The sequence below is a fragment of the Halorussus sp. MSC15.2 genome, from assembly GCF_010747475.1.
Taxonomy (GTDB): Archaea; Halobacteriota; Halobacteria; order Halobacteriales; family Haladaptataceae; genus Halorussus.
On record NZ_VSLZ01000001.1, the window covers coordinates 869103 to 887178 of the forward strand.

The following is an 18076-nucleotide window of genomic DNA, read 5'->3' on the forward strand; positions in this document are numbered from 1 at the left end:
TTAGTTTTAACAACATGCCCGTCTCCCGTCTCGGACTGGTCGGTCCGCTCGCACTCCTCGTCCTCACCCCGCTCGCACTCCGGGCGGGACTGACGAAGGTCCTCGCCATCGCGTGGATAGCGTTCGCCGCGATGGGCGGCGCGGCGTTCGTCGGCGAGCGCACCGGCGCCACGACCGACGCCGGGCGACTGGTCTGGGGGTACGGTCTCGCCAGCGGCGCGATGATAACCAGCGCGGCCGTGTTCATCGTCCCCGGAGCCATCGACCACCACCCGAAGTTCGGCGGGTTCGGCATCGCGTTCGGCGTACTGGTAGGGTTCTCGGCCCACACGCTGGGCCACCGCGCGATGCACGCCGACCTCCCCTTCGACCACACCGCGGTCGAACTCACCGCCCACTCGCTAGCCGCGGGGTCCATCATCGGTCTGGTGTACGGCAACATGACGGACCTCGGTCTCCTGCTCGGACTGGCTATCGTCTCCCACAAGGGTCCGGCCGGGTACGCCGCGGCCGACCGACTCCGCCGGGCCGACAAGCCGGTCTCGGTCCTGCTGCTCCCGGCCGCGGGCGTCGGTCTCACCGCGATTCCGGCCGCGCTCCTGACGCTGCCCTCCAGCGCCCCCGTGAACGCCGTCGTCTTCGGGTTCGCCGCGGGTATCTTCCTCCATATCGCCATGGACTTCCTGCCGCGGTGCGAACTCGGCGGCGAGGTGTACGAGGTCGCCCAGATAACCGACGACGCCCACGAACTGCTCGACCGCCTCCGCGCGCAGGCCGTCGTGAGTACGGGTCTCGGTGCAGTCGCGGTGTTCGTCGCGTGGATGATTCTACGACCAGGACCGTAGACCGGCCCAGACGCGAGACCGGTCTACCCGGACGATAGTCCGCCTCGATTGGGGTTTACCTCCGCTTCAGTCCGCCCCAACCGATAACTTGCTCTCGCTCGTCTACGAGATAGATGTTCGCAGTCGATTTACACGCCCACACGCGGTTCTTCCACGGATTCCCGAGTCTCGGGCGGGCGTACGACCCGCTCGGCGCGCGACTGCTCGCGCGGACCGCAAAGTACCGCGGTCTCGACGGGGTGGTCACGACCAACCACGACTACTACCGCGAGTTCGACGTCGGCGGCGAGTCGTTCTCGCTCCTGCCCGGCATCGAGGTGACCACGACGAAGGGCCACGTCCTCGTGGTCGGACCGGACCCGCCCGAGCGCACTCCGCAGGGCGAACTCACGCCCGAGCAGGTCGTCGAGATGGCCCACGAACGCGGCTGTGCGGCCATCGTCGCCCACCCGTTCCGCAACAGCACGGTCCGGGAGGCCGACGCCGACTTCGACGCCATCGAGGTCAACGGGAAGGGCACCGACCCCGCCGAGTGGGTCGAGCGGTTGGCCCGCGACCGGGGACTCCCGCTCGTCGGCGGGAGCGACGCCCACTACCCGGTCGAAGTCGGCCGGGCCTACACGCGGGTCGAGACCGACGAACTCACTCCCGAGGGCGTCGCGGCCGCGATTCGCGACGGACGGGTGGAACCGCACGTGGACCGGAGTCCGTCCCAACAGGTGCTTCGCCGGGCGTACAAAGCGATTCACGGGCAGAAGGGGTGGCTGGAACACCCCGCGCCCGAACCGCCGGGACTCGGTATGCCCCCGGGCGAGGACCAGAACGCGCCGCCGCCCCGCGGACCGGAGACCGGCGACTCCGGGCGGCCCTGAATCGTGACCAGAATCGTCGTCACGGTCTAACGAATGGGAGAGAGCGAGAGACAGTCGTCCGAGGTCGAGACCGAGACCGAGGGCGGCGAGGAGTCGGCCGACGTGGAGTCGGACCCCTTGGAACTGTTCTTCGACCTCGTGTTCGTCTTCGCGTTCACGCGGGTCACCGCCTTCGTCTCGCACCACCACTCGTGGGCCGGACTGATTCGCGGCGTCGCGCTGCTCGCGGCGCTGTGGTGGGCGTGGGTCACCTACTCGTGGCTGATGGACACGGCCCCCACCGAATCGGTGCTGTCCGAGCGAGTCGTCGTCCTGACCGCGACCGCGCTCATGTTCGTCGCCGCACTCGCCGTTCCGCAGGCGTTCGGGGACACCGCGGTCCTGTTCGGCGTCACGTACTTCGTGGTCCGGGCGCTCCACGTCGGTCTCTCGGTGCGCACGACCCACGGCCGAGCGCGGAGGCGATTTCTCGGTCTCGTCCCCGGGTTTCTGGGCGGTCCGGCGCTGCTCGCGGCCGCCGGGTTCGCGGGCGAACCGCTACGCTCGGGACTCTGGGTCGCCGGCATCGGGGTGGATTACGGCGCGCTGGCAATCGGCGGCGTCGCCAAGTTCGACGTCCACGTGGAGCACTTCGTGGAGCGATACCGCGGCATCGTCATCATCGCGCTGGGCGAGTCGATTCTGGCGATGGGGTTCACCGTGGCCGAGACCGACCCGCAACTCCCGCTCCGAATCGTCGTCGCCGCCTTTCTCGGCATCGTCTACGTCGCCGCGCTGGGGTGGCTCTACTTCGACTACGTCACGCTCGCCGCCGAGGAGTACTTCGTCGGTCTGGAGGAGTACGAGCGCGGCGTCGTCGCCCGAAACTCGTACGCTTACCTCCACCTGCCGATAATCGCGGGCATCATCTTCGTCGCGCTCGGTCTCGAAGAGACGGTCGCCCACGTCTCGGAACCGCTTGGCCCGATTTCCGCCGTGGCCCTCTACGGCGGGACCGCGCTCTACCTGCTCGGGCAGAACGCCTTCCGCGTGTTCGACGTGGGGAGCGTCAGCGTCCTGCGCCTGCTCGTCGCGGGCGCAGTCTGCCTGTCGATTCCCCTCGCGGCAGACGTCCCGGCGCTGCTCGCCCTCGTCGGTCTCGTGGTACTCGCGATTACACTCGTCGCCGTCGAGACGCTGTACTCACCGCTCCGGCGGGCCGTCCTCGAAGACTGAATCGCCGTGCGTGGCGTGCGGGGGTGCAGGACGTGCGTGGCGTACAGGGCATGCCGGGCCGACGAGTCGTGCAGGGAGACAGGGTCGCGGAAGAATCGCGTCACGGCGTTACTGTCGGACCCCTCGACCGCGTTACCGACACACCGAGATTTATACCCCCGTATCGCCTCGCTCTATCCATGAACGTCGCCGTACTCGCTCACGAGAAGTTCCCCGACCGCGCGAAGACCGCGGTCGGCCTGTTGCGCTACGCGGACTACGAGGTCGAGGCCGTGCTGGACCGCGACAACGCCGGGAAGCGCGTCTCTGACCTCGTGCCCGACGTGCAGGACGCCCCGATAGTCGCCGAGATGGCCGACGCGCCCGAGGTGGACGCCCTCGTCATCGGCATCGCGCCCATCGGCGGCGGGTTCGACGAGTCGTGGCGCTCGGACGTGACCACCGCCCTCGAACGCGGGTGCGACCTGATTTCGGGACTCCACTACTTCCTCGAGGACGACCAGGAGTTCGCCGAGCTCGCCGCCGAGAACGACGCCGACATCTGGGACGTGCGCAACCCGCCCGAGGACCTCACGGTCGCGCAGGGCGTCGCCGACGAGGTGGACGCCGAGGTGATTCTCACCGTGGGCACCGACTGCTCGGTCGGCAAGATGACCGCCACGCTCGAACTGCTGGAGGCGCCCGCGAGCGCGGTGCCGACGCCGGGTTCGTCCCCACGGGCCAGACCGGCATCATGATAGAGGGGTGGGGCAACCCCATCGACCGCGTCGTCTCGGACTTCACCGCCGGTGCGGTCGAGGAGATGATTCTGGAGCGAGGCGACGACTACGATTACCTGTTCGTTGAGGGGCAGGGAAGCATCGTCCACCCCGCCTACTCCGCGGTGACCTGCGGCATCCTCCACGGGTCGATGGCCGACAAACTCGTGCTCTGTCACGAGGCTGGCCGCGAGGCGGTCCACGGCTACGAGGAGTTCGACCTCCCGCCGGTCGCCGACTACGCGGCCCTCTACGAGGACCTCGCCCGGCCGGTCCACGAGACCGAAATCGTCGCCGGGGCGCTCAACACCAAACACGTCGAGGACGACGACGCCGCCCGCGACGCCGTGGCGACCTTCGCCGACGAACTCGACGCGCCGGCGACCGACCCGGTGCGCTTCGATGCCGACGAGGTGGTGGACGAACTCCTATGAGTCTCGCGACCGACTTCGAGCGGGTCTCGCTCCCGCTGGAGAACGCCTTCACCATCGCGCGCGGGACCCAAGAGACCGCCGAGAACGTCGTCGTCCGAATCGAGGACGAGGACGGCACCGAGGGTATCGGCGCGGCCGCGCCCTCCGCACACTACGGCGAGACCGCCGACACCGTCGAGGCCGTCCTGCCGGACCTGCTCGAAGCGGTCGAGGACGTGGGCGACCCCCACCAACTCGACCGCATCGAGCGCCGGATGGCCGAGACCGTCGAGCGCAACCCCGCCGCCAGATGCGCGGTCAGCGTCGCGCTCCACGACTTGGCGGCCAAGCGCGCCGACCTGCCGCTGTATCGCTACTGGGGACTGGACCCCGAAGCGGCGGTCTCGACCTCCTACACCATCGGCATCGACTCGACCGAGCGGATGGCCGAGAAGACCGAGACCGCGGTCGAACGCGGCTACTCCACGCTGAAGGTCAAGGTCGGCACCGACCGCGACGAGGAGATAATCTCGACGGTCCGCGACCGCGCGCCCGACGCTACCATCCGCGTGGACGCCAACGAAGCGTGGTCGCCCCGCGAGGCGGTTCGGAAGATAGACCGCCTCGCGGCGTACGACCTCGAATTCGTGGAGCAACCCGTCCCGGCCGCCGACCCGGAGGGCCTGAAGTTCGTCCGGGACCGGTCGGCGCTCCCCATCGCGGCCGACGAGTCGTGCGTGACCCTCCCCGACGTGCCCCGCATCGCGGACAAAGCCGACATCGCCAACCTGAAACTGATGAAGTGCGGCGGCCTGCGCGAGGCCAAGCGGATGATTCACACCGCCCGCGCCCACGGACTTGAGGTCATGCTCGGGTGCATGATAGAGACGAACGCCGCCATCTCGGCGGCGGCCCACCTCGCGCCCCTGCTGGACTACGCCGACCTCGACGGGTCGCTGCTGCTCGCGGAGGACCCCTACGACGGCGTTCCGATGCCCGAGGGCGACATCGACCTCGCCGGACTCGACCGGGCCGGAACCGGCGCGCGACGCGAGTAGGCTCTCCTTACTCCGCGACTCCGCCGTAATCGCTTTTGCCAATCGCTGAGTCGTTGTAGTACAGATGGGGCAAGGGGAGTCACCAGCGGGGGCGGCCCGCGATACCGGCGAATCGCTCTACGACGGACTGCTCAGCGTCGTCGTCACCGGAATCGCCGTCATCGTCCCGCTCGTCGTGACCGTCTGGGTACTGGCGACGGTGGTCGAGTTCATCGCGGGTGCGTTCGCGCCCCTCGTCGCGGTTCTGGAGTGGACCGGCGCGGTCGCGTTCCTCCGGTCGCTGTGGCTGGCAGAGTTCTTCGCCGGGTTGGGCATCTACAGCGCGGTGTTCGAGTACGTCCCGGAACTGGTCGCCGGGACGATTCTGGTGGGGAGCATCGTGGCTATCGGGAGCCTCGCACACGTCAGATACGGCGAGCGCCTCGTGGTCGCGGTGGACTCCGCGCTGGCCGAGATACCGGGAGTCGGAACGGTGTACAAGAGTTTCCGGCGGGTCGGCGACGCGATGCTCGGGAGCGAGGCCGAGAACTTCGAGGACGTGAAGGTCGTCGAGTACCCCCGCGAGGGGTCGTACATCCTCGGCTTCGAGACGGCCGACTCCCCGGCGGCCATCTCCGAGGCGGTCGGCGAGGACGACCTCGTGGCGATGTTCCTCCCGTTCGCGCCCAACCCGGTGATGGGCGGCTATCTCGCTCACATCCCGGAGGACCGGGTGTACGACGTGGACATGACCGTCGAGGAGGGCGTCCGGACAATCATCACCAGCGGCATCGCGACCGGGGAGGACGACGACGAATTCGCCGTGGGCAACATTCCGGGAGTGGAACACGAGAAGGACAGTCCGGCGAAGGCCGACTGAGGGAGTCGAATCCCGCGGACGCTCAGTCGTCGGCCGACGCGGCCGCCGACGATTCGGGGGTGTCCTTCGGTGTGGTGGCGCGTCCGGTAAGCGCCATGGCGAACAGGACGAGCGGCGAGAGGAAGGCGAAGAAGTAGTACGGGAAGTACGCCATCGTCGAGACGCCGAACACCGAGGCCATGTAGACCCCGCCGGCGTGCCACGGGATGAGCGCCCCCGTGGGCGTCCCCGAGGCCTCGACCGCTCGGGAGAGGTCGCTGCTTTCGAGGTCGTACTCGTCGTAGAGGTTCCGGAGCGTCATCCCCGGAATCACGATGGCCATGTACTGCTGGGCGCTGAACAGGTTGACCAGAATCGCGGAGACGCCGGAACTGACGACCAGTCCGGTCCTGCTCCGGATTCCCTCCGCGAGGTGGTGGGCCAGCACCGCGAGGATGCCGAGTCCCTCTAACAGGCCGCCCAGCGAGAGCGCGGCGACGACGACGGTGATGGTCCACGCCGACCCCGAGAGACCCCCGGCGGCCAGCAGGTCGTTGACCAGTTGGGTTCCGGTCTCGGGCGCGGTGCCGTTGAGGAACACGTCCCACGCGGCCGTGAAGCCGGCGCCCTGCACGACGATGGTGGTGAACACGCCCGCGAAGACCCCGGCGACCAGCGAGGGGAGCGCGGGGTAACCGTAGAGCGCGAGACCGAAGGTGACGACCAGCGGGAGGAACACGAGCGGCGAGAGGTTGTAGGTGCCCGCCAGCGCGCCCTGAATCTCGGCGACCCGCCCTTGGGGAATCGCGCCGCCCGCCCGGAGACCGAGCAGGGCGTAGAGGACCAACGCGATGCCGAGCGCGATGGCGGTTCCCGTGCGCATCGCTCGGATGTGGTCGTAGAGGTCGGTGTTCGTGACCGCGGCCGCGAGGTTCGTCGTGTCCGAGAGCGGCGACTGCTTGTCACCGGCGTACGCCCCGCTCAGAATCGCACCGGCGGTCATCGGTTCGGGGATGCCGAGACCCGACCCGATTCCGATGAACGCGACGCCGAGCGTCCCGGCAGTCGTCCACGACGACCCGATGGAGAACGCGACCACCGCGGCGAGTATCGCGGTCACGGGCAGGAAGACCGTGGGCGTGAGAACCGACAGGCCGTAGTACATCAGGCCGGGAATCGTCCCCGCGCTGACCCACGTCGCGATGAGCGCGTAGATGGTGAATAGGATGAGCAACGCCTGCAGTCCCATCAGCAGACTGTTGGCCATGCCGTCGTACAGGTCGTCCCACGAGAGGTCCATCCAGTAGTAGCCGACGAGTCCCGTCAGCACGATACTCCAGAGTAGCGGGCCGTGGGGCGCGAGTTTGAGATACCCCGACCCGATTCCGAGGAAGACGATTACGCCGAGTACGGGCACGAGCGCCTGTGCGAGCGTCGGCCGTCGCTCCGGCGACAGTTCTCCGTACGTCAGCGGTTCGAAGTCGAGCGAAGCCATTGACGTCCCCAATTATTACCTCGAAGTATTAAACTGGAGCGATTTTATTCGTGTAGAGAATATTCAAATTGCGGTTTGGTATCGGCAACCACGACTAGACGGCATCGACAGCGCCTCAAACGGTGAATCGGAGAAACGGCCGGGAACTGAGTCGCGGTCGGGAGGCGGAGCCTATCAATCGGAGAAAGTGGGATGCCATCAGCCGGAGAAAGTCGGACGCTATCGCCCGGTGAAACGAGGGTGTTTGCTGACGTGTTTCGGCAGATAGCGTCGCTTCTTCGGCAGGTCGCCCACGTCTTCGAGGACTGCCGCTCGCAACTCCTCGAACTCCATCTCCCGCTCCTCGCCCTCCCCGCGAACGCTGACCTTGAGACCTTCGGAGTCCCCCTCGGTCTCGCGGTCCCCGACGACCGCGTAGTAGGGCACCCAGTCGGTCTCGGCCCGGGCGATGCGCTTGCCGACCGACTCCTCGCGCTCGTCGACGTCGGCCCGGAGGCCCGCCGATTCGAGGTCCTCGGCGAGGGCGTCGCAGTACTCGACGTGTTCCTCGCCGACCGGGACGAATCGGACCTGCGTGGGCGAGAGCCACGTCGGCAGTCGCGGCGTCTCGCGCCCGGCGGCCGTCTCCAGCAGGGCGGCCAGCACGCGCTCGATGCCGCCCGACGGCGAGTAGTGGAGAATCGGCGGGTAGTGGGACTCCTCGCCGGTGTCGTAGGTGATGTCGAATCGCTCGGCGCTCTCGACGTCTATCTGGACCGTGGGGTTCTCGATGGGGCGGCCCAGTCGGTCGATGGCCGCGAAGTCCACCTTGGCCGACCAGTAGTGGTGGCGCTCGGGCAGGATTTCGAGGAGTGCAGGGTTGCCGAGGTCCTCGACCAGCGACTCGACCCACGCCTCGTTGTCCTCGTAGAATCCGCGGGTCACTCGGACGACGGGTTCGTAGTTCACGTCGAGGTCCTCGCTCGTCCCGAGGGCGAGTTTCGCCTGCGCCCGGAGTTCCTCCTTGGCCTGCTCCACGTCTCTGGTCGCGGTGTGCATGTCGGGCATGGTGAACGCGCGCTGGCGCTTCAGGCCCATCACCTCGCCGCGCTGTTCGCGCCGGAACGAGTAGGTGGACATCTCGTAGATGCGGAGCGGCAAGTCGTTCTCCGAGACGTGCATGTCGCGCATGATGGAGAACTGGCCGAAGCAGGCCGCGAACCGCAGCATCATCCGGCGGTCGCCCGACTCGAACCGGTACTGGCGCTCGCCGAACTCGTCGGCGTGTTCCCGGACCGCCCGGACCCCGAGGTCGTACATCACTGGCGTCTCGACCGGCATCCCGCCATACTCGACCGCGAGGTCGTTCACGTACTCCATTAGCGAGTCCCGGACCAGTTTTCCGCGGGGGTACCACCGCAGGTTGCCGACGTCGCTGAGTTCGTCGTAGCCGACCAGTTCCTTCTCACGCATGAGTTCGACGTGGGCCGGTTCGTCGCCCTCGCTGGCGGTCTTCCCCTCCACTTCGTCGGCGACGAGGGCGCGCATGTCGTCGCTCACGCGGTCGGCGTCCTCGGCGTCGAGCGTGTTCAATGCGTCCCGCTCGGGGAGGGCCGCGGTCCCGCCTTCGGGGAACAGGAGTTTCCACTCGCTGGGCGCGCGGTCGGCGGTCTCCGCGTCCGCGTCTCCCTCGCCGCGGTCGGGCGTGACGTGCCGGGAGAGTTCCGAGAGCGGGTGGCCCTTACACGAGACTTCGAAGGCCTTGTACCAGCCGAAGGGTGCGCGCAGAACGTCGTAGTCGGCGTCGAGTTCCGACTCGAGATTTTGGAGGGCGGTCTTGGCGCTGTCCGGCGACGCGAGGTCGTCGCTCAGGTGGGCGTACGGGTAGAGGACGACCTTCCGGGTGTTGAGTCGGCCGGTCACGTCCCGGAGTTCGTCGGCGGCGTTCTCGACCACCGCGTCGAGGTCGGTCTCGTCCTCGCGCTCGACGCTGACGAACGCGGTCACGCAGTCCTCCATCCGGCCCTCCATCGGGACGCCTTCGGTCTCGGCGAGTCCCGCTCCGGCCTCCGTGGTGGTTTCGAACTCGAGGTGGTCGGAGTGGACGAACAGGAGTCGCATGGACGGAGTGACCGCTCGGTCGGTGAAAAGTGTACGGGGGTCCGTGCGCGACGCGGTGTCGGTCGATTATCGGCCCGGGAGTATCCAGTCGCAAGGGGCACCTAAAGGGTTTTACCGCGTGAACGTCTATTCAAAGACAAGAACGAACCGATGTCAAAACGCGTACTGATTGCACTCCTACTCATCCCGCTGCTAGACGCGTTGTTCCTCGTCGTCGTCGCGACGCAACTCGGGGCCGTGCTCACGGTCGCACTGGTCGTCCTGACCGCGTTGGTCGGCACACTGTTCGTCCGCGCGGAGGGCCGCCACACCATCCGGCGACTCCAAGAGGCCGTCGGAAACGGCGAGGTCCCGGCCGACGAACTCACCGACGGCGCGCTGCTCATCGCGGCGGGCGCGTTCCTGCTCACGCCCGGTCTGGTTACCGACGCGGTGGGCTTCCTGCTGGCGTTCCCGCCCACGCGCATCCTCGTGCGTGAGGCGGTCCAGAAGTGGGTCGTCACGCCTTATATCGAGAAGAAGACCGGCGGATTCGCCACCGGGAACATCTACACGTTCGGGTTCCCGAACGCGGAGGACGTGAGCGGAACCGGTACAGGCGCAAGTGGCGCTGGCGGGTCGGCGTCGCGGAGTCAGTCCGAATCCTCGGACGACACCTACCGCGTGGACGACGACTCATACGACATCGAGTTCGAAGACGACGAGAAGTAGCGAGCGACGACGCGCCTTGAACGGCCGGGCGTAGTGCCGCGCGACGGTGAGGCAGACCCGGACGATTCCGCCGCAAAACTCCGTGAGGGCGTCCCGAAGGAGAGTCGAAAGGAAACGCTTAAACATTCATGGCCGCAAGCAGTGAATGCACTCACTCGGGCCAATAGCTCAATCAGGTTGAGCGCTCGGCTGATAACCGGGAGGTTCGCGGTTCAAATCCGCGTTGGCCCACTTCCTCGTTTCTACGGGAACCGATAGTCGGGGACCGAGATACCTCTGAATCGCGGTGACTCGCAGTTGAAGAGAGACCGTCTCGATTCGTGCCTAGTTACCCTGCAGCTGACGGCCCATCCACTCTGCCCCCGCCCTCGATTTCATCTCCTCCCAGTCGCCGAAGTCGGTGTTGTTCGCGACGTGCTCGTCGAACTCGTCGGTCGGAACTGCGTCGAGGTCGTCTTCCGATTCGATATCCCACTCACTATCGTCGAAGAACGCCTGTAACGAACCGTAGTTCGTGTACTCTTCCATGAACGCGGCGGGAAAGACGTCGTCTGCCGTGATTTTGTTCTCCTCCGACCGGCCGCCGTCTAACCCATCTAGGGAGTTCTCTAGTTCGTCGAGGTCGTCCGTACCCATACCATATTTTATGTTCTATTTATTATTAATTCTTTGTGGTCGTCGGATAGAACTCAATCCTCGCTCAGCTCACGCACCGTCCACGAGATTCCGATGGCCGATACCAACAGCACCACCAAGTTGAACGCCATTCGGAACAGCGGCCGATACTCGTGAGCGACGAACGTATTGATGCTCGCGTTCGCGCTGGTGTACAGTTGGACCACCGCGACCACGGCTAGCAGGACGAACAGGCCCAGTGCGGCCCGGTAGAGGTTCGTCCGTATCTCGAAGTCAGTGGTCGATTCCTCGGGCATCTCGGTGTCGGTGTTTGCTTCACTCATGCGTGCCTCCGTGCGAGGAGTAGCGCGCCGACCAGTGCGAGGGCGGCCACGCTGGTTCCGAATCCGGGTACGCCACCGGCAGACGCCGCCTCCTCGACGGTCGTCTCGGGCGCTCCTCGGCCGCCCGTCGGGCCGTTCTCGAAGTCGCCGACCTCCAGTCCGACCTCTCGGACCGTCTCGTTCGCTCGGACGGTCTCGGTCGGGTTCAGGTTCGCCACGCTCCGGGCGGTGCCGACGATGACGCCGTCCTTCCACAGCACCGCGTCGAGGTAGTAGTTGTAGCCGTCGGGGACCGCGAGTTCGACGTTCGGGGTGACGGTCCGCCCGGGTCGGACGGTGCCGACCTCGACCGACGCGCGGTCGGCGACGATGTTCGAGTCGGCCTGCCTCGCGGTGAACACGACCCGTAACTCCTCGGACGGCGCGTCACCCTCGTTCGTCAGGAACGTCGAAACGTCGAGGGTCGTCCGGTTGCCCGTCGTCTTTCCGATGGTGTACTCAATCGGCGGCAGACCGTCGTCGCCCTGCCAGTGGAATCGAACGCTGGTCCGGGCGTACTCCGGCGTCAGGGTACCCACGCCCCGGACCTCTTTGCTGCCCTCGGCGATACGGACACCGTCGCGGAAGACGACGGTCTCGACTCGGTACCCGCCCGAGCGCTCGACCGAGAGGTTCTGGACGACCGACACCTCGCGCTCGCCCGAGATAGTCGGGACGGCCGTCCGCTTCGTCGTTTCGACCAGTCCGGATTCGAGGTGGACCGCCCGAACGAGGACGGTCACGTTCTCGGATTCGCCCCTCGAATGGGAGAGCCGGGAATCGACTCGGAGAGTCGCAGTGCCGCCGGATACCGTCCCGGGCGCGATGGACACCTCTTGGATGTCGAGGTGGCCGGGCCGGACCGGGTCCGACTCGGACTCGGCTATCGTCCCGGGGACCACGGCGACGGCGAGGACCGACACCGCGACGACGAGCGCGATTCCGCCCGCCAGTATCCGCTCACGGTTCATATTCCGAAGCTCACAGGTGCGTATAAAGTGTCTTGTGGTCGGTAGGTGGCGACCGGTCCTGCGAACCGACGGCACGGCGCTTCCGGCGGCGGACGGAAACACTGTCCGAGGGTAGACAGAATCTTAATCCTCCGGACCGAACGGTCGGCGAATGCCCATCAGAAGCGTCGTCCTCGACGTAGACGGCACCCTCGTTCGCGGCGACGAACCCGTTCCCGGCGCTATCGAGGCGGTGGACCGACTCCGCGAGCGCGGTCTCGACCTCCTCCTGCTGTCGAACAACCCGACGCGGCCACCGGCCGACTACGCCGACTGGCTTGCGGGTCTCGGCTTCGCGGTCGGTCCCGGCGACGTGGTCACCTGCGGGTCGCTCACGGCGGACTACGTGGCCGCCGAGTACCCCGATAGCCCGACCTACCTGCTCGGCGAAGCGGGTCTGCGCGAGATGTTGACGGCGCGGGGCGTTCCGCTGGTCGCTGACCCAGACGCCGCCGAGGTGGTCGTCGCCTCCATCGACCGGGATTTCACGTACGACCGCCTCCGAGACGCGCTCTGGGCGCTCGACGGCGCGGCGTTCGTGGCGACCGACCCCGACCGGACGATTCCGGCGGCCGACCGTCCGGTTCCGGGGTCGGGTCCCATCGTCGCCGCCGTCGCGGAGGCCGCGAACCGCGACCCCGACGCGATGCTCGGCAAACCCGGTCGGACCGCGGCAGAGGCGGTCGAGTCGCGAGTCGCGGGCCGGGGACCGGAGTGTCTGGTCGTCGGCGACCGACTCGACACGGACATCGCGCTGGGCGAACGCGCGGGGCTGACGACCGCACTCGTTCTCTCGGGCGTGAGCACCCGCGCGGACGCGGAGCGTTCGGACGTAGCCCCGGACCACGTCCTCGATTCGGTCGCCGACGTGGAGTCGCTCCTCCGAGCCTGAGACGCTTCGACAGCTACACGTCGTCCGTCGGATGCAGGAACGTCTGGAACTCCACGGTTCGCCCGTCAGGGTCCGTCGCGAAGAACTGGTAAATCTCGTACGTCTCGTTCTCGTGGGGTTCGTCGCGGGCGCGGTCGGCCAACGTCTCGTACATCGCGTCCACGCTCTCCCGGTCGGGGTAGACGAAGGTCACGATTCCCTCGGTGTCGGCCTCCTCTCGCTCGCAGAAGCCGAGCAGTTGGTTGTCGTACTTCAGAATCGTGCAGTCGGGTTGTTCGAGCCACACGTCCGCGCCCACGGTGTCGGTGTAGAACTCGACGACGCGCTCCGAGTCGGTCGTTGCGAAGAACGTAATCGCGCTCACGAACGCTCCATCGCGGAGCGACGGCAAAAAACCGCCGCTCAGACGAGGTGTCCCGCGACCACGGCGACGACCCACAGCACCGCACCCGCCCGGAGCGCCGGTGTCCACTTGTCCCCTGACGAAGCAGTGATTTCCGAGTCGTCCGACCCCGCCCCGGCCGCGATGAGTCCGACGGCGACCACCACGACCGCCCGGTGCGCGGCGACCGGAATCGGCAGGACCGCGACCCCGAGGGAGGCGTAGTCGAGGACGAGACCCGCGCCGAATCCGAGCGACGCGAGCGCGCCTGCTTCCATCTCGGGGAGACGCCGACCGAGGGCCACGGCCGCCAGCGGGACGCCCGCGACCAGCACCGGATACCACAGCGCGACCACTGCGTCGGGCGACAGCCACGGGAGGTGTCGCTCGCAGAGGACGCCGCCGAACCGAACGACGAGCGGGAGCGCCGCGAGCGTCCCCGTCAGAGCGACCCGTCGGCGGTTCCGTCGGTCGGTGAGCCGTGCCAGATAGCGCCGGGACTTCCGACCGAGCAGGGGTGCCAGCGCCACCGCGACCACCGTGGACCACCCGTCGGCGTCGTAGGTGTCGTCGTTGGCGTGGTACACTCGGCGGACCGTGAACCCCGGCTTGCCGAGGAACGCCGACTCGACCCGCCGCTGGGCGACCTCCACGCTATCGACGGTGTGCGTGATGGTGAACCAGTCCCAGTGTTCGGCGTGGGCCTGCACCGCGGTCCAGTTCCCGTCTCGCGGACCGTAGGCCCGGAGGTGGTGGCGAGCGCCGAAGTACTCCCCGCGGTGGAGTTGGTATCGCTCGGTGACCCAACCCCGGTCGGCGACGTAGACGTAGCGGGCCGCGCCGGGGGCGTCGCGCCACGGGACGCGCTCGTCGCCGACGACCCCGGTCTCGTCGGGCGGGTCGCCGACCCACTCGTCGTCGCTGTGGTTCCACTCGCGGCGACCTGTGAGATACCGCTCCACACGTCGAGGGTCGTCGCGGACGACGACGTTGATGGAACTCGCCCGCCGGTCGAACGTCCGGCCGGGGGCGACGTACGGCCAGATTCGGGTGTCGCCGACGCTGACCAGCGTCGCTCCGGCGTCGTCGGCGGTTCCGTTCGCCGTCGGTCCGGTTTCGTCCGCTCGGGCCGCCCCGAGACCGACTGCGTCCGCTCCGACCGCACTCGGTCCGACTGCGTCCGCTCCGACGCTGCGCTGCTCGACCGCGAGGGCCGACGTTACGACCGCTGGATTCACTACCGCGGACCCCACGACTGCGGACCCGACGAGCGCAAGCACGACGAGACCGACGGTCGTGACACGTCGCATATTCCGGGGTTCACAGGGACCGACCAAGTAACTGTGGTCCGACCGCCGTAACTTCGACGCGGCGGTGAACGACCATCCGATAGTTCCTGAAGTGAGTCCGCTGCTGACTACGTGTTGATTCGACCGCAGTCGGCGAGTCGCCGTCCGAAACCGCCGAGGTCGGGAGCCGAGTATAGCAGTACGGAGAGCTATAATCGTCAATTAGCGAGCCTTTTCACTCTCGGATGGGTCGCTCCCGACGTGGCGTGCACAACAAGTTGCGCCGCACCCCGACGCTAGGCACCTGTCATCTCGCCACCGCACGCCACACCCAGTCAGCCAACAGTCGTGCGACGTCGTCTCATCCCCTTCCCCCATCTGCGTTTTTCGATGCTGTCGAGGGAGAGCAACTCGTTACGGTGACTCGGTGAAGAACGGAAAGACCCGACGAAGTGCGGGTTTCAGTAACTATACTCGGTGTGCAGAGTTCCGCCCGCGTCGTAGAGCGACACCGTGTCGCCGCCGTCGTTCCAGACGTACGACCCGCCCCAGTAGAGGTCCGTCGCGGAGTCGGTGCCGTCGCCCGAGTGGAGTCGCACCGTCTCGCCCGCCCCCAGCGAGAAACCGTCGGGGAACCCGTAGGTGTGGTCCGCCTCGTCTTCGACGGTCCACCCGGTCAGGTCCTGCGCGCTCGACCCGGTGTTCTCGAAGTCCACGTACTCGTCGTTGAGCGTGGAACCGGCCTCGCTGACCGTCTTCACGGCGATTTTGCTGTCGGAGTCGTTGGTCGGGTACGTCTTCTCGGCGGCCAGATTCCCGGCGTCGTCGTAGACGGACGCCGTGTCGCCGCCGTCGTTCCAGACCGCCGACCCGCGGTCCCAGTAGAGGTCGGTCGAGGAGTCGGTGCCGCTCCCGGTGTGGACGCGCACGGTGTCGCCCGCCCCCAGCGAGAAGCCATCGGGGAAGCCGTAGGTGTGGCCCGCTTCGTCTTCGAGAGTCCATCCGGTCAGGTCCTGCGCGCTCGACCCGTCGTTTTTCACGTCCACGTACTCGTCGTCGAGCGTCGAACCGTCTTCGCTTATTGTCGGAATCGACACCGAGTAGTCCGACGACGTGCCGGGCGTGTAGGCGTCGAACAGCGGGAAGGAGCCGTCGAAGACGGTCGTCTCGGGCACTTCCGGACTGGTGGCGACGCTGTTGGTGTCGTCCAGCACTCGGTCGGCGTTGACTTGGAGGTCGGTGCCGAGTCCGTCGGCGAGGTCGTTGACGTTCGCGCGGGCCGCCGCCGTGGTCTTGCCACTCCCCACTAGAACCACCGCGCCGCCGTCGGCGACGAAGTCGTTCAGGGCGTCGATTTCGCTCTGTGTGAACGACTCGGGCGGCGTCGTGACGACGACCGCTCGCGCGCCGTCGAGGTTCGCACCGGTGAACTCGTTGACGCCCTCCAGCGCGACGTCCTGTCCTTCGAGGTAACGCATGTAGTAGGCGGTGTCCTCGGCCGAGAGACCGTAACTCGCGCCGAACTGACCGTGGCCGCCGTCGACGAGAACGTCGCCAGAAGTGTCGGCGAGGTAGTCCACGAGGTTCGTCAGGAAGGCGAAGTTGCCGTAACTCGACGTATCGGTGCTGTACCCCTCCGACTTCTCGTAGCTCTCGTCGATGAAGGGACCGCCGACTACGCCGACGTTGGCGTCCTCGTCCACCGCTACCAACGGAATGTCCCCGCTGTAGGCGTAGCCGCCGTCGAGGTCCTGCGTGGCCGTGGACTCGGCGTAGACCGGGACCCGGGAGTCCGGAACGCCGCCGGACGCCGTCCGGACGCTCGCGGTCTGGGGGAAGAAGAGGTCGTCCACGGGGTTGTCGCGAATCTCGGTGGAGTTCCCGGGGTCGCTCTCGGCCCAGACCTGCGTCCCGTCGGCTCTCGCGGTCGTCTCGGAGTCGACGAACGCGTCGTGCTTAGCGAACGACGAGTCGTAGACGCGGGCGTGACCGTTCTTCACGAGTCGGTGGTTGTAGTTGGCGTCCCGGTTCCCGTCGCCCGACGCGTCGTAGTAGATGTAGCCGAGGACGCGGTCGAACGCGTCCCGGACCGGTTCGTTGTCGTCGAACGCGAGGTCCACGGACTTCCCGCCGAGTTCGCTCTTGCCGAAGTTAGTGGCGTCGTCCGCCCGGGCTTCGAGGTAGGTGTTGGACTCGATTCCCTCCCACTCCTCTACGCGCTCGTACTGACTGTTCGAGGACTTCTCGGGGGTGTCCGTGCCGAGGATGCGGATGTTCTCGGTCGTCCCGTCGTCGAACGTGACCTTCACCGTGTCGCCGTCGATGACCTCCGTGACAGACACCGTGTAGGTCTTCTCGGGGTCGAGTCCGAGTCCGTCCCGGTCGCCGAAGTAGGAGAACGCGGTGTTGAACTGCGTCGTGACCGGTTGGTACGGTTCGCCGCCGTTGCGAATCTCGTCGGTCACTTGGTCGTCGTTGAACCGAAACGCGAGTTCGAGGTGGCTCGCCACGTCGTTGAGATTCGCGGTCTCGTCGTAGTTACTGTGGTCCGACTGGTCGTGGAGGAACAGCCACCCGCCGTTCGACACGAAGTCCCCGAGAGCACTCAGTTCCGACTGAGTGAACGCGGTACTCGGCGACGTGATGACCGCCGCGTCCGCAGCCGAGAGGTCGGCGGTCAGCGAGGTGGTCGCGCTCACCGCGTACCCGTTGTTCTCGGCGTAGCCGTCGAACTCCGCGAACTTCGAGAGAGTGTAGTACTGGCCGTGACCCTCGTCCCAGAGGACGGTGCCCGAACCGCCGAGCGCGTCGTCCCAGACGTTGAGGACGAACTCTTCGTTCCCCGTCTGCCAGTCGGTGTCGGCGTCCGTGACCAGCATCGACCCGAAGCCGACGACGTTCCAGTCGCTCGCCACGACCGGAATCGGGGTATCCTCGCCGTAGGAGACGGCGTCGGCGCTGGTGTCACCGTCGCCGTTCGTCGCGGTGTCCTCGGCCCAGACCGCGACGTGGGCGTCGTCCGTGAGCGGTGCGTAGTCGTAGGTCACCAGACTCGACGTGGAGTACGCTTCGAGTTCCGGTATCCGACCGGACGCCGCCCGACTCCGACCGGTGAGTTCGATACCCGCGGCCGAACTGCCGGCCGCGGTCGCGAGCGCCGAGAGGAACGTACGTCGGTTCATGCGTGAAAAAAACAGAAA

General features: G+C 67.0%; 15 protein-coding genes, 1 tRNA gene and 1 pseudogene. 9 read left to right on the forward strand and 8 right to left on the reverse strand.

Going from position 1 to position 18076, the window contains the following annotated elements; all coding sequences use genetic code 11:
- Positions 1–14: 14 nt before the first annotated feature.
- From FXF75_RS04570 to FXF75_RS04595, 6 genes and pseudogenes are all read left to right on the forward strand, one after another.
- Positions 15–845 carry a ZIP family metal transporter gene (locus tag FXF75_RS04570; protein WP_163520327.1) on the forward strand — a complete coding sequence of 277 codons (831 nt, stop codon included), beginning with the start codon at positions 15–17 and terminating at the stop codon, positions 843–845.
- Positions 846–958: 113 nt separating this feature from the next.
- Positions 959–1717, forward strand: a complete 759-nt coding sequence (locus FXF75_RS04575; RefSeq protein ID WP_163520328.1) for a CehA/McbA family metallohydrolase — start codon at positions 959–961, stop codon at positions 1715–1717.
- A 33-nt stretch (positions 1718–1750) separates the two neighbouring features.
- Positions 1751–2932 carry a low temperature requirement protein A gene (locus FXF75_RS04580; RefSeq protein WP_163520329.1) on the forward strand — a complete coding sequence of 394 codons (1182 nt, stop codon included), beginning with the start codon at positions 1751–1753 and terminating at the stop codon, positions 2930–2932.
- Positions 2933–3111: 179 nt separating this feature from the next.
- Positions 3112–4124, forward strand: a pseudogene (locus FXF75_RS04585) (DUF1611 domain-containing protein).
- Positions 4121–5161, forward strand: coding sequence for a dipeptide epimerase (locus FXF75_RS04590; protein ID WP_163520330.1), 1041 nt, complete (start codon positions 4121–4123; stop codon positions 5159–5161). The pseudogene FXF75_RS04585 and the gene FXF75_RS04590 overlap by 4 nt, the downstream one beginning before the upstream one ends.
- A gap of 64 nt (positions 5162–5225) precedes the next feature.
- Positions 5226–6020, forward strand: coding sequence for a DUF502 domain-containing protein (locus FXF75_RS04595; protein WP_163520331.1), 795 nt, complete (start codon positions 5226–5228; stop codon positions 6018–6020).
- A gap of 22 nt (positions 6021–6042) precedes the next feature.
- Here FXF75_RS04595 and nhaC read toward each other — a convergent pair whose 3' ends face one another.
- Both nhaC and FXF75_RS04605 read right to left on the reverse strand, forming a co-directional pair.
- Entirely contained in the window at positions 6043–7494 is a 1452-nt protein-coding gene (nhaC, locus tag FXF75_RS04600) for a Na+/H+ antiporter NhaC (protein WP_163520332.1), read from the reverse strand.
- Positions 7495–7713: 219 nt separating this feature from the next.
- A complete protein-coding gene (locus tag FXF75_RS04605) occupies positions 7714–9594 on the reverse strand; it encodes a threonine--tRNA ligase (protein WP_163520333.1) in 1881 nt (626 codons plus the stop codon).
- A 150-nt stretch (positions 9595–9744) separates the two neighbouring features.
- Here FXF75_RS04605 and FXF75_RS04610 point away from each other — a divergent pair, with 150 nt between their 5' ends.
- Positions 9745–10305: an FxsA family protein gene (locus tag FXF75_RS04610; RefSeq protein WP_163520334.1), complete on the forward strand. Its 561-nt coding sequence runs from the start codon at positions 9745–9747 to the stop codon at positions 10303–10305.
- A 157-nt stretch (positions 10306–10462) separates the two neighbouring features.
- A tRNA-Ile gene (locus tag FXF75_RS04615) sits at positions 10463–10536 on the forward strand.
- A 93-nt stretch (positions 10537–10629) separates the two neighbouring features.
- Here the strand turns inward: FXF75_RS04615 and FXF75_RS04620 are convergent.
- Genes FXF75_RS04620 through FXF75_RS04630 form a run of 3 tightly spaced genes read right to left on the reverse strand, consistent with a single transcriptional unit; the run spans position 10630 to position 12274 of the window.
- Positions 10630–10941: a hypothetical protein gene (locus FXF75_RS04620; protein WP_163520335.1), complete on the reverse strand. Its 312-nt coding sequence runs from the start codon at positions 10939–10941 to the stop codon at positions 10630–10632.
- Between the two features lie 53 nt (positions 10942–10994).
- On the reverse strand, positions 10995–11264 hold the full coding sequence (locus tag FXF75_RS04625; protein WP_163520336.1) for a hypothetical protein: 270 nt from the start codon (positions 11262–11264) through the stop codon (positions 10995–10997).
- Entirely contained in the window at positions 11261–12274 is a 1014-nt protein-coding gene (locus FXF75_RS04630) for a PGF-CTERM sorting domain-containing protein (RefSeq protein WP_163520337.1), read from the reverse strand. The genes FXF75_RS04625 and FXF75_RS04630 overlap by 4 nt, the downstream gene beginning before the upstream one ends.
- Positions 12275–12425: 151 nt before the next feature.
- Between FXF75_RS04630 and FXF75_RS04635 the strand changes: the two genes are divergently transcribed.
- A complete protein-coding gene (locus FXF75_RS04635; protein WP_163520338.1) occupies positions 12426–13205 on the forward strand; it encodes an HAD-IIA family hydrolase in 780 nt (259 codons plus the stop codon).
- Positions 13206–13218: 13 nt separating this feature from the next.
- Here the strand turns inward: FXF75_RS04635 and FXF75_RS04640 are convergent, their stop codons facing one another.
- The 3 genes from FXF75_RS04640 to FXF75_RS04650 form a co-directional block, all read right to left on the reverse strand.
- Positions 13219–13569: a VOC family protein gene (locus FXF75_RS04640; protein ID WP_163520339.1), complete on the reverse strand. Its 351-nt coding sequence runs from the start codon at positions 13567–13569 to the stop codon at positions 13219–13221.
- Positions 13570–13607: 38 nt separating this feature from the next.
- Positions 13608–14897, reverse strand: a complete 1290-nt coding sequence (locus tag FXF75_RS04645) for a hypothetical protein (RefSeq protein WP_163520340.1) — start codon at positions 14895–14897, stop codon at positions 13608–13610.
- 440 nt (positions 14898–15337) lie between these two features.
- Complete coding sequence (locus FXF75_RS04650) at positions 15338–18058, reverse strand: lamin tail domain-containing protein (RefSeq protein ID WP_163520341.1); 2721 nt, start codon at positions 18056–18058, stop codon at positions 15338–15340.
- Positions 18059–18076 lie beyond the last annotated feature (18 nt).